The sequence below is a fragment of the Desulfomonilaceae bacterium genome (assembly GCA_041662605.1).
GTDB lineage: Bacteria > Desulfobacterota > Desulfomonilia > Desulfomonilales > Desulfomonilaceae > CAJBEZ01.
Genome location: JBAZSD010000018.1, coordinates 13,530 through 25,045, shown reverse-complemented (window position 1 = coordinate 25,045; position 11,516 = coordinate 13,530). Strand labels below are relative to the sequence as shown.

Here is an 11,516-nt window from a genome sequence, read left to right as displayed (position 1 = left end):
ATTTGTAATATAGTTTAGCGTTAATTGAGAGTTTTGATTGTCGGGTTGGTTCCACGAACTGAGGTAATGAAATGAGAGTTCAACTCTTTGCGACTTGTCTTGTCGACACTTTTTTTCCTGAAACTGGAGAAGCTGTAGTTAAACTTCTCCGACATTTCGGTGTCGAGATCGTATACCCTAAAGAACAAACCTGTTGCGGGAAACCCCCTAACAGCGCCGGGTACCGTAGAGCGTCCAGAAGAGCGGCCGAACATTTTATTTCAGTTTTTGAAGGGACCGACCCGATTGTCATACCGTCGGGATCATGCGCCTCTATGGTCAAAAACCATTACACGGACCTTTTCAAGGATGACCCTAAAATGTTTAGAAAAGCTGAGGCCGTGGCTCGGAGGACTTTCGAATTCTCACAATTTCTGACTCATATTCTAAAAGCTCATGAAACAGGATTTCCAAACGGCCATGGCAAAATAACATATCACGCTTCGTGTCAATTAACCCGGGAACTCGGTGTCAGAACTGAACCGATAGAACTTTTGAACTCAATTGGTGGGGCCGAATTTATTCCCATGAACAACGCTGATCGCTGCTGCGGGTTTGGCGGTGTATTTATGGGAAAGTTACCGGAAATCTCAATGGCCATGGCACACGACAAAGTTGATTCCATATTAAGCGCCAACGCGGACATTGTAACCGGATGCGACCATGGCTGCCTTATGAACATCATGGACGCGGCGAAGCGACGAAATGCGGGTTTTGAAGTCAAACACCTCGCTGTTGTTTTGGCGGAAGCTCTATGAAAAAGCTTCCATCCCACATTATAGACTTTCACGACAACGCCCGTCGGGCGATTGACGACCATTCATTAAGACGATCCATGCGCCATGCCACGGGGACATTTAGACAAAAACGGAGTGATGCGATAGCTGGAATACCGTTTCAAGAATGGCGACAGGCGGCTTCCGAATTGCGAAGAATGGTAGTCGATGATCTGAAGGGTTACGTAGATGAGTTCGCTGTAAACGCTACAAGGCGTGGAGCGATAGTCCATAGGGTCAAAAATGCTGAAGACGCCAGGAACCTAGTCGGCGACATACTTAAGGACAACCATGCAAAAAGTATAGTCAAGTCCAAGTCCATGGTCACGGAAGAAATTCATCTTAACAAGCATCTCGAAGACCTGGGACTTAGAGTAATCGAGACGGACCTCGGAGAATACATTATTCAGATTGCCGGAGAAACTCCATCTCATATAATAGTTCCCGCTATTCATAAGAGTCGTGAACAGATTGGACAACTTTTCCGGGAAAAACTGGGTTGTGATCTTAGCAATGACCCCACTGTTTTGACCAACACGGCCCGAGAAATCTTGAGGCAAGAGTTCCTGTCCGCGGACGCTGCCATTTCCGGGGCGAATTGTTTTATAGCCGATACCGGGAGCGTTGTCCTTTTCACCAATGAGGGCAATGGTAGAATGGTCACCACCTTGCCGCCGCTGCATATAGTCGTCACCTCTATCGAAAAAGCATTGCCCTCAATCAAGGACCTACCACTCTTGATGAGGCTTTTGCCACGGTCGGCGACCGGTCAAACTCTAACGAGCTATCTATCTATTATCACGGGCCCGAGAGAGCCAGGCGCAACCACTGGAGCTAAACGGCTTCACATAGTGTTGCTCGACAATGGAAGATCGGAAATAGCCAACGGTCCCTACCGGGAGATCCTGAAGTGTATCAAATGCGGGGCTTGCATGAATGTGTGCCCTGTATATGGAATAGTTGGAGGCCATGCTTATGGTTCCACTTACCCTGGCCCTATGGGCGTTATTCTGAGCGCACTCCTGAATGGCATGGAAGAAACCCATCGACTGCTTGACGCTACCACTCTTTGTGGCGCTTGTGCGGAAGTTTGTCCGGTTAAAGTCCCATTGTTAAAACTTCTTTACGAATTACGCGAAATGAGAGTTGACAAAGGTTACGTCAAAACAGCGGAAGCTCTTGGCATGACTGGATTTGGCATTGCGGCGCATAATGTTAATATCTTCAGGACCGGTCAGGTCTCGGCACGAGCTTTGTGGCCGTTAGCGGGATTTTTATCGCCTATCACGGTAAATCGTCTACCCAAGCCGGTAAATAGAACATTTCGACGGAGGATGTCGTGAAAAACGAAGAGATAATCCATCTTTTTATGGATAATGCAGCCAAAGTCGCCGCCGAGCCAGTTCGGATAGCCAACTTGAGTGAAATGAATCAGGTCCTTGGTAAAATACTTGAAAATGATACTGCGATATTTTGCCCCAATAAGACCGAACTTGAGAAATCAGTTGAGATTGATCCTGCACGTCTAGTCGAATCATTTGGGGACGCTACAGCGACAGTTGAAGAAGTCGTAGCAGGGATAGCCGAAACCGGCTCGATTGTGGTCACCAGCGCTAATGAGCGGGCCGTCCAGGCAAGTCTTTTACCGGCCCATCATGTGGCTTTGATATCAGCCGACAATATTTTCAATACAGTTGATGATTTTTTTTCAACCATACCTGAAGACCCTCCTACGAATATCACGTTGATAACCGGCCCAAGCAGAACAGCGGACATAGAGTTGACATTAACAATTGGTGTACACGGCCCTGAAAGAGTTTCCATAGTCATAGTTTAGCAAGCGAATTTTTTGTTTGATTAATTCAGATTATTTGATTACATAACTGGGCGCCTGCTATTCCAGCAAGGGGGGAAACAGCCATGAGGGGGATTTCCGTAGTAGTCCCGACTTTTAACAGCTCTCGGACTCTACCTATTCTAACACAACGAATTTTTGCGACTATGAACGACATTGGTGGGGAATTTGAGTTGATCTTGGTCAATGATGGCAGTTCAGATAACACCTGGGAAGTCATTGTTGATCTTGCCTCAAAACATTATCATATTAAGGGCTTCAACCTCTCAAAGAATTTCGGCCAGCATAACGCCCTGCTCTGTGGCGTCCGTTCGGCCGGATTTGACACGTGCGTCACACTGGATGACGATTTGCAACACCCGCCTGAAGAAATCCCCAAACTCATCAAAAAACTTGGTCAAGGATTCGATATCATTTATGGCGTGCCCAGGACCCTAAACCATGGGCTAATCCGTAATTTTGTATCAACGATGATCAGGTGGCTTGGACAGACTTTATTTAGAATTAGGAGAGGCAAAATTCTGTCCGCATTCAGGGCGTTTCGGACAAGTTTAAGATCCAGCTTTAAAGACTTTCAGGGTCCTTACGTCTCGATCGACCCTATGCTTGGCTGGAATACCGACCGAATCGGTTATGTAGAAACAAGGCATGATGTCCGGCATAGCGAAAAATCTAATTACACATTGCTGAAATTATTCAAGCTTTCGCTTGTTATGTTCGTCACATTTAACTGTAGGTCTTTACTGGCATTTCAGAATCCTGGCAAAAAACCATCCTATATTGTCAGGGATATTACTCCTGTCCTGAAATAGAGGGCATACACAACAACACATCAAATATTAAGGGGGGAATTGTGGGGAAACATTATGCTAGGCCAATTGAAAATGAAGACGGTATAACCGCCTTTTTTTCACCGACCGAATCACGCCGTTTTAATAGAAGGGTCGTAAGGTTCGAAGTTGATGATTGTTCCTCAGTTGAACTCAAACGAAAGATCTTGTCCAGGGATCCTGATCTCGCGATTGTCCGCATACCTACCCATAGACTCGACATAATAAATCATCTTTTTAGGGTATTCACCAATGTTTTATTGGGGGATTGCCTGGTCATGTACTCAATTGATCTCAAGCAGATTCAAAGGCGGACGGATCAATCCAGCACAGGATTAAAATTGGTCAGGGCAAACAGAAAACACTTGACTGACCTGGATCATCTCGTTCGTGATTCTTTTCATGGTTACAGAAACCACTACTGTCACAATCCCAGCCTAGAGCAATTCGATTTGGCGCCGGCTTACCAGGAATGGGCTCGATCATGTGTGGTGTCCCCGGATAATACGTGCTTCCTGTTTTTCAAGGACGAAACACTGTGTGGGTTCTTCGCCGCTCAAACAACTGGGACCGTATATAGAGGCTTACTTTCGGGAGTTGCCCGTAAATTCCGGAACATCGGAACATTCCGGAGAATCATCAAATCCATTAAGAGCGTTTTCATGTCTGATGGAGCCCATCGAATAGTCACTTTTGTATTATTGGAAAACCGCCCGGTTCACAGAGTTTTGTCCAGTGAAGGATTCCGTATGGGAGGTTCATTTTACACGGCGCATATCAACTTACGTGTACCAAAAGACACATGATCAAGAACCTGGGATCCACAATTCCCTTCAATAAACCATTTATAGCGGGAAAGGAACTTAGCTACATTCGGCAGGCTGTTGTGAGGAACTGCCACACATCGGGCGGCGGGGATTTCACAAAAAAGTGCCAGGATTGGCTAAACAGAATGTTGGGAGCGGGAGCCGCCTTTTTGACTCATTCCTGCACAGCGGCTCTCGAAATGGCGGCGATCCTTTGTAACATCCAGCCTGGGGATGAAGTTATCATGCCTTCTTTCACGTTTGTCTCCACTGCTAACGCTTTCGCTCTTCGCGGAGCCCTGCCAGTCTTTATAGACATCCGCTCCGACACGCTGAACATTGACGAAAACCTGATACTCCCAGCCATATCACCCAGAACGAGGGCCATTGTTCCCGTCCATTACGGTGGTGTCGCATGCGCAATGGATAAAATCCTTGAGATCGCGTCCAATCATGGATTGTTCGTTATTGAAGACGCAGCTCAGGCTATGCTGTCCACATATAAAGGCCGTTATCTGGGTACACTTGGCCATATAGGCTGCCTGAGTTTCCATGAAACCAAAAATGTGACCAGTGGTGAAGGCGGCGCAATTCTCATAAATAATGAACTCAACCCCACACTTGCTGAGACAGCGGAAATCATTTGGGAAAAGGGCACAAATAGAAGAGCTTTTTTTCAAGGATCTACGGACAAATACACGTGGGTTCAACTGGGATCATCTTTCCTACCCAGCGAACTTTCAGCCGCATTCCTGTTTGCGCAATTGGAGTGCGCTCACAAGATTGTGAATAAAAGGCGCATACTGGTGAGGCTCTATCACGATAACCTCAGTTCTCTCGAAAAGGGTGGATATATTACATTGCCTCCGGTTCAAACAGGTGACTCGAATGCAAATGGCCACGTATTCTATGTCTTGACTTCAGGAGACCGGGAGCGCAGCCTTTTGATAAACTTCCTGGCCAATCGGGGTATTACGGCTGTTTTTCATTATATCCCATTACACTCATCGCCTGCGGGGCGCAGATACGGACGAACGGCCAGTGATCTGGTCGTAACCGACGACATCAGTTCCAGGCTGTTGCGATTGCCTCTGTACTACGGGATGAACCCTACTGATGTCGAGCAGGTCTCACAAGCGGTTCATAGTTTCTACTGCGGATGAATTACAGGATTTGTAGTTCTCTCTCACCGAGCAGCGAACCACAAGAAAGTTTGTGATGACTGCCCTGATTTTTTACAACGCTTCGATTGATGTTGACCGGTGATCCAGCCGTGAGCTATCCTGAGACAACGTCTCTTTAAACAGTCTTTGTCAGCAACAGCGTTTGCGCTCAGCGCTGGAAGATATATCCGATCGTGAGGCCACAACATGACAAAATCCATAGAGGTTCCGTGGGGGAACGGCAAGGTCACAATTGGCCTTCCAAAGGGCTGGAGAATTCTTGGCGAATTGACACCGAAATCCTTGCCGGTCGGGGTCGCTCCAATGGAAGCGTGCGCTCAGGCTTTGGCCGCGCCTGTAGCCGCTGAAAGGCTTGAGTCAAGGAATCTTTCCGGCAAGAAGGTTTTGGTCGTAGTGGACGATCACTCCAGGCCCACTCCTGTAGCGGAATTCCTGCCCGCAGTCATGGATGAACTCAAGACGGCCGGCGCTTCAAAAGAGAACATTGAGATTCTAATCGCTACCGGAGTGCATCGAGAGAGCAGAACCGACGAAGTGATGAAGAAGCTTGGCTCCCAAATCATGGCCGACTATGCATGGAGTTGTCATAACGGTTATGATTCCGATGGGCTTTCTTATCTCGGGACCACTTCCAGAGGAACAAAGGTATTCCTGAACAAAAAATTACTCGACGCTGATTTAATTGTCCTTGTCGGGGCGGTGGAGCCCCATTTATTGCTGGGCTTTGGGGGCGGATTGAAAATGATCATCCCCGGCTGCGCCGGCGCTGAAACAATCGGAAAGAACCACATGCAGGGTGTCGATCCTGATCATTTCAATTACGTCGGGACACATGGACAATATTCACCCATGCGTCATGACCTCGAAGAAGGGGCGCTTCTATTGCAGCGAGATATCTTCATAGTCAACGCGGCCATGAATGAGAGCGCCAAGCCGGCGAACTTTTTCTGCGGAGATCCTGTTGAAGCGCATCGAATGGGGGAGCGATTTGTAGAGGATACGGTTCGCCTCGAGGTTCCTGAGCAGGCTGACGTTGTGATCACTAACTCATTCCCGATGGACGCTGATTTGCGCCAATCAGTAAAATGCATAGGGAACACGCTTTACGCCTCAAAGCCGGGTGGGATCATGATGGGATTGGCAAGGTCCGTGAACGGTCTTGGCGAAATGCCTCTTGCAAAGAAAACACTGCCCTACCCTGTTATGCGAGCAATTCTGAAATTGATCGGTAAAAAGAGAGTGCTCCCATTGGTTGAGAAGGCAAAGAAAAACGAGCCTGTTGAAGAAACCTTCATAGGCCACTTTGCGCTTCAGATGTTGAGAAGAAACCATATAAGTATTTTTAGCGATAGCCCGCTGCTTCCGTCGGATATCGGCAAAAAGATGGGGATCGCCAGGAGTTTTACAGAAATTGGATCCATGATGGACTGGGCGGCGTCCAAGGCCCCGAGTTCAGCGTCCGTCTGGGTGTTCCCTTGCGGCGGATCCACTTATGCGTCGTTTAAAGCATGAACCTGGTGGCGGGAGTGATCAGCCATGACCTGGATACATTTTTGTGGCTTTGTGTGATTTCGGTTGCAGCCATGTCCCTGATTAGGGTACAATAGGCCCTATTATGGGGTCACCTTTGGGAAAGTTTAGTTTAGCGCTGTTCGGTAAAGTTCGATCTTCCCTGTTAGCTCTACTTTTCTGTAATAGCGAACGAGCCTTTTACTTTCGTGAAATAACGCGACTAATAGGAATGGGACGGGGAGGTATTCAACGGGAACTCGGGAATTTGCTGGAGGCAGGGCTTATCGTTTCATATAGGCAAGGCAACCAGGTATATTATCGGGCAAACAGAGAGTGCCCAATTTTTCCTGAAATCAAGTCAATAATGACAAAAACACTGGGGGTCGCGGGAATCCTGCAAGAGTCTCTTAAAGTTCTTAAAGATCATATTGTGATAGCCTTCATCTTTGGTTCCTTCGCGAAAGGCCAGGAAAAGGCTGACAGCGACGTGGATGTGTTCGTAATAGGAGACACAAATTTCTCGGAAATCTCGGACACCTTAGGATCAGTCCAGGAAACCGTAGGTAGGGAAATAAATCCGTCCGTGTATCCTTTGAATGAATTTCTTGCCAAGCTTTCTGAGAGACATCATTTCGTTACTTCACTAATCAATGAGCCAAAAATCTTCTTGATGGGGGATAAAGATGATTTTGCAAGATTGGTTGAAAAACGGCTGGCTGATTAAGCACCAAAGCAGTCCGGCTGAGATTGCCGAGTTGTTGGCGTTAGTTGAGCGTGATCTTTCTGATTGTCGAATCCAGGATCTCAGCGCTGACTGGAGACTCAACATAGCATATAACGCGGCTCTTCAGGCGGCGACAGCAGCATTGGCCGCCAGTGGTTACCGGGCTTCGAGAGAATCCCACCACTATCGGGTAATCCAAAGCCTTTCTGGTACTATTGGGGCAGACCAGAACCTGGCACGCCAGTTCGACATGTTTAGAAGAAAACGTAATATCGGTGGATATGAGAGAGTTGGTTTAGTGTCCAATTTAGAGGCTGATGAGATGATAGACTTGGCTGAAAAATTAAAAAAGGAAGTAATCAACTGGCTAGCTAGCCAACACGCTGAACTATTTCAAGAATATTCATCCCCATAATGTCCCAGCCAATAGTTGGACATAGTTGAGACAAGAAATCGTCGGTTGGCCGATGGGTGGCTAGTATTAACCACGGTTCCAGGAGGAGCGATATGCAATGCGCAATGGACCACATAGTCTTGAATGTCGAAGATGACGAGAAGATGATAACCTTCTATTCACAGGTCCTTATGTTCCCAACAGAACGGTTGGATGAATACCGTGCCGGGAATGTGCCATTCCCATCGCTGCGACTCAATGCGGACACAATCATCGACCTGTTTCCCAAAAAGATGTGGCAGGGAAAAGCTCGGGTGGGAGAAGGCCGCGACAATCTGAACCACTTCTGTATAGCGCTTAGCAAAGATGTATGGGAAGAACTACTGGCACGACTTGTGGTCAACTCGGTTCCGATAGAAGAAGGGCCTGTTCCGCGTTGGGGAGCGCACGGCACAGGAACCTCGGTCTATTTTCGAGACCCGGAAGGCAATCTTGTAGAGGCAAGATATTACGATCAGGATAAGAACAATCCAGAAAAATGTCTTCTTGGTTCATGAATAGTATTGGCCAGTCATACCCCGTTCATTAACAAATTTATGAGTTGAGCGGATTTTCATTTCCGCATTGTTGAAAGCCTTAAAGCGCTTTACCTTTCCGTAATTGTAGCCCGGTTGTTTGCCTTGTCTTCCGCTGATTCGTGTTTATTTGTTCTAGGGCAGCTTATGCATGTATGTTGCTTTAAGAATATGCCAGACAATCTGTAAGGAAATGGTTCAATTGAAAAACGCCATGGAAATTTTCAAGGTACTGCCGAGGAACAATTGCCGGGACTGTCGCGTTCCAACGTGCCTGGCCTTCGCCGCCGCAGTATTTAAGGGGGAAAAGAGCCTCAAGGAATGTCCTCATGTCGATGAAGCCATCCTCGAATCGTTCAGCCATTGCAACTCTGATTCCCGGGAATCGGACTCTGACGAGGACCGTGAATTTACCCGGTTAAAAGAAAAAGTCGCTGAAGTGGATCTTGCCTCTTCCGCCGAACGGCTGGGCGGTCAGTTTTCAGGCGAGACGCTGACGCTTAAATCGCTTGGTAAGGATTTTCACGTTGATCCCAGGGGAAATGTCACATCAGATTGCCATGTGCATAGATGGGTCACGACACCAATCCTGGATTACGTGATATCCTGCGCCGGTAAGCCAATTTCCGGAAACTGGGTACCATTACGCGAACTAAAGAATGGAGCCGTATGGGCCGGTCTTTTTGGACAGCGCTGCGAAAAGCCACTGAAACAGATAGCCGACGCCCACTCTGACATGTTCGAATTCATGGTACAGATTTTCAGCGCCAAACCTGCCCCGAGCGCTTTTAATTCGGACATCGCTGTAGTTTTGCATCCCTTGCCCAGGATACCAATACTCATCTGTTACTGGAAACCCGATGGAGCCCTGGAATCATCATTGAATCTATTCTTTGACGACACTGCCGAGGACAATCTGACGATCGATTCAATTTACAGGATCGTTACCGGGCTCGCTGTAATGTTCGAAAAGATCGCCATTACTCACGGTCAATAACTCGAAGTGGTTGCAAAACGTCATCCCCCCAGTTGGATCTGCCGGGAGAGGAATGGACTATTGGCCTGATGCGGTTCGGGCAGTTTTCCGCGTAATTTCCTGGCGGACAACTAACTGATATTACTATACTTAGTTTTGAGTGTGAATTTTTTGTGTAATTTTCTGACACTCCCAATTCTTTGTTATCATTATCCTTAACGCTATTTTGTGTAGTTTTTGAAGATTTTTTAGATTCTCTTATATACCATTAATTTTTATTTGGTAAATTAACCTTTCTTTTACAAATTATATTTCTCCCGCGTTAAAGGAATTATAATAAAAACTAAACAAATGGAAACTTTAGTTAATTATATTAGTAATTTAACCCATTTATAAAACTTCACAAAACTACACAGTAATTGGTGTTCCTGTATAGTGACGGGGGCTATGGATTCTATTTTCATGGTTTTGCTCTCAATTGACGGCCTATTAACCTCATATCTCGCAATGATGAATACCGGAATCCGCTAACCAGCTCATAGAGGCTGAGTCCCTTCCCCAAGAATATCGAGATATTCCCTGTAAACGTATATCCTGTCTCTGGCCATGCCGGTAATCTCCTTTACTATTCCGATTTCTTCCAACCTCTTCAAAGCAGATGTTACCGTCGGCTGAGATATTCCGATCTCCTTCGAGGTTCTGGGAATTTCCAGAACCGGCTTCTTCTGAAGATAGGAGTGGACTCGCGAGACATTCCCGGCTGCCTGTCCCATCTTCTCAATACCGGATCGGTCGCGGGCAAAGAGATTCGTGATCCGTTGCGCAGTTTTAACGGCTTGCTCCGATGTTTCGATCACTCCCTCCAGAAAGAAAGCCGTCCAAGCTTCCCAATCCCCCTCAATCCGGACTCTCTGCAACAAATCGTAGTAGGTGTCCCGATGCTCCTTGAAATAGAGACTCAGGTAAAGAAGCGGTTCGGAAAGAGCGCCTTCTATACAGAGCAATAACGTGATCAGAAGCCTCCCAAGGCGTCCATTGCCGTCGAGGAACGGGTGAATGGTTTCAAATTGAACATGGCTGAGAGCTGCTTTGAGAAGCAACGGGATGCCGGCAGGTTGAGCGTGAAGGAACTTTTCCAGGGCGCCCATACATGCCATCAGATGTTCGGGTGGAGGCGGAACGAATCTCGCATTACCCGGGCGGGTTCCCCCGATCCAGTTTTGCGACTTTCTGAATTCACCGGGGCTTTGCGTACTGCCCCGTCCCTTGGAGAGAAGTATGCCGTGAATCTCGCGTATCAACCTCAATGAAAGAGGAAAACCACCTCTCAAGCGTTCCAACCCGTGGTTGAGCGCCGCCACGTATTGCGATACTTCCTCCACGTCTTTCATCGGGACTCCCGGTACTTTGTCGTACTCATGCAGCAGGAGGTCGGACAGTGAGGACTGGGTTCCCTCAATTTGAGAAGAAACAACCGCTTCCTTTCTGACATAGAAATACAGAAAGAGGGAAGGGTCTGGGAGAAACAGCGTGAGGGCATCGAGACGCCCCACCGCCCGGTTGGCTCGCTCCAGAAGATCCAGGTCAACTTCCAGAGGTGGGTCTGGTGGTAGAGGAAACGGGACAAGAGCCTCGAATGGCTCAGAGGCTGTGGTTTGGCGTACCTTGCGTCCTTGAAGACCGCGATTCATTGTGCCGCTCCGTTATTAAAGAGGTCTTTAATAGGCTTCCCAACTATTAAAACATGGCGGCTAGTTTTTTAATAGTGAAATTTCCGAATGGAACAGGTTTTATGGTTGTGAGGGCATCGATGCTTAAATCCAGCTTGACTAATTACAAGGTTGA

12 protein-coding genes are annotated in these 11,516 nt (G+C 47.4%); 11 read left to right on the top strand and 1 reads right to left on the bottom strand.

Annotated elements, in window-relative coordinates:
• Positions 1-71 precede the first annotated feature (71 nt).
• The 11 genes from WC647_13770 (at position 72) to WC647_13720 (ending at position 9,692) form a co-directional block, all read left to right on the top strand.
• Positions 72-797 carry a (Fe-S)-binding protein gene (locus WC647_13770; GenBank protein MFA6223374.1) on the top strand — a complete coding sequence of 242 codons (726 nt, stop codon included), beginning with the start codon at positions 72-74 and terminating at the stop codon, positions 795-797.
• A complete protein-coding gene (locus tag WC647_13765; GenBank protein MFA6223373.1) occupies positions 794-2,158 on the top strand; it encodes a LutB/LldF family L-lactate oxidation iron-sulfur protein in 1,365 nt (454 codons plus the stop codon). Before WC647_13770 ends, WC647_13765 begins: the two co-directional genes overlap by 4 nt.
• Positions 2,155-2,652: an LUD domain-containing protein gene (locus WC647_13760; GenBank protein ID MFA6223372.1), complete on the top strand. Its 498-nt coding sequence runs from the start codon at positions 2,155-2,157 to the stop codon at positions 2,650-2,652. Before WC647_13765 ends, WC647_13760 begins: the two co-directional genes overlap by 4 nt.
• A gap of 83 nt (positions 2,653-2,735) precedes the next feature.
• Positions 2,736-3,482: a glycosyltransferase family 2 protein gene (locus tag WC647_13755; GenBank protein ID MFA6223371.1), complete on the top strand. Its 747-nt coding sequence runs from the start codon at positions 2,736-2,738 to the stop codon at positions 3,480-3,482.
• Between the two features lie 41 nt (positions 3,483-3,523).
• Positions 3,524-4,306: a hypothetical protein gene (locus WC647_13750; GenBank protein MFA6223370.1), complete on the top strand. Its 783-nt coding sequence runs from the start codon at positions 3,524-3,526 to the stop codon at positions 4,304-4,306.
• On the top strand, positions 4,303-5,469 hold the full coding sequence (gene rffA, locus WC647_13745; protein ID MFA6223369.1) for a dTDP-4-amino-4,6-dideoxygalactose transaminase: 1,167 nt from the start codon (positions 4,303-4,305) through the stop codon (positions 5,467-5,469). Before WC647_13750 ends, rffA begins: the two co-directional genes overlap by 4 nt.
• 207 nt (positions 5,470-5,676) lie before the next feature.
• Positions 5,677-7,002: a nickel-dependent lactate racemase gene (larA, locus tag WC647_13740; protein ID MFA6223368.1), complete on the top strand. Its 1,326-nt coding sequence runs from the start codon at positions 5,677-5,679 to the stop codon at positions 7,000-7,002.
• Positions 7,003-7,117: 115 nt separating this feature from the next.
• Positions 7,118-7,726 (top strand): nucleotidyltransferase domain-containing protein, encoded by a 609-nt coding sequence (locus WC647_13735; GenBank protein MFA6223367.1) that lies wholly within the window; start codon positions 7,118-7,120, stop codon positions 7,724-7,726.
• Positions 7,686-8,141 carry a hypothetical protein gene (locus WC647_13730; GenBank protein MFA6223366.1) on the top strand — a complete coding sequence of 152 codons (456 nt, stop codon included), beginning with the start codon at positions 7,686-7,688 and terminating at the stop codon, positions 8,139-8,141. The genes WC647_13735 and WC647_13730 overlap by 41 nt, the downstream gene beginning before the upstream one ends.
• Before the next feature lie 92 nt (positions 8,142-8,233).
• A complete protein-coding gene (locus WC647_13725; protein MFA6223365.1) occupies positions 8,234-8,677 on the top strand; it encodes a VOC family protein in 444 nt (147 codons plus the stop codon).
• Positions 8,678-8,888: 211 nt separating this feature from the next.
• Positions 8,889-9,692, top strand: coding sequence for a DUF3786 domain-containing protein (locus tag WC647_13720; protein MFA6223364.1), 804 nt, complete (start codon positions 8,889-8,891; stop codon positions 9,690-9,692).
• Positions 9,693-10,207: 515 nt separating this feature from the next.
• Here the strand turns inward: WC647_13720 and WC647_13715 are convergent.
• Entirely contained in the window at positions 10,208-11,362 is a 1,155-nt protein-coding gene (locus tag WC647_13715; protein ID MFA6223363.1) for a Fic family protein, read from the bottom strand.
• Positions 11,363-11,516: the final 154 nt, after the last annotated feature.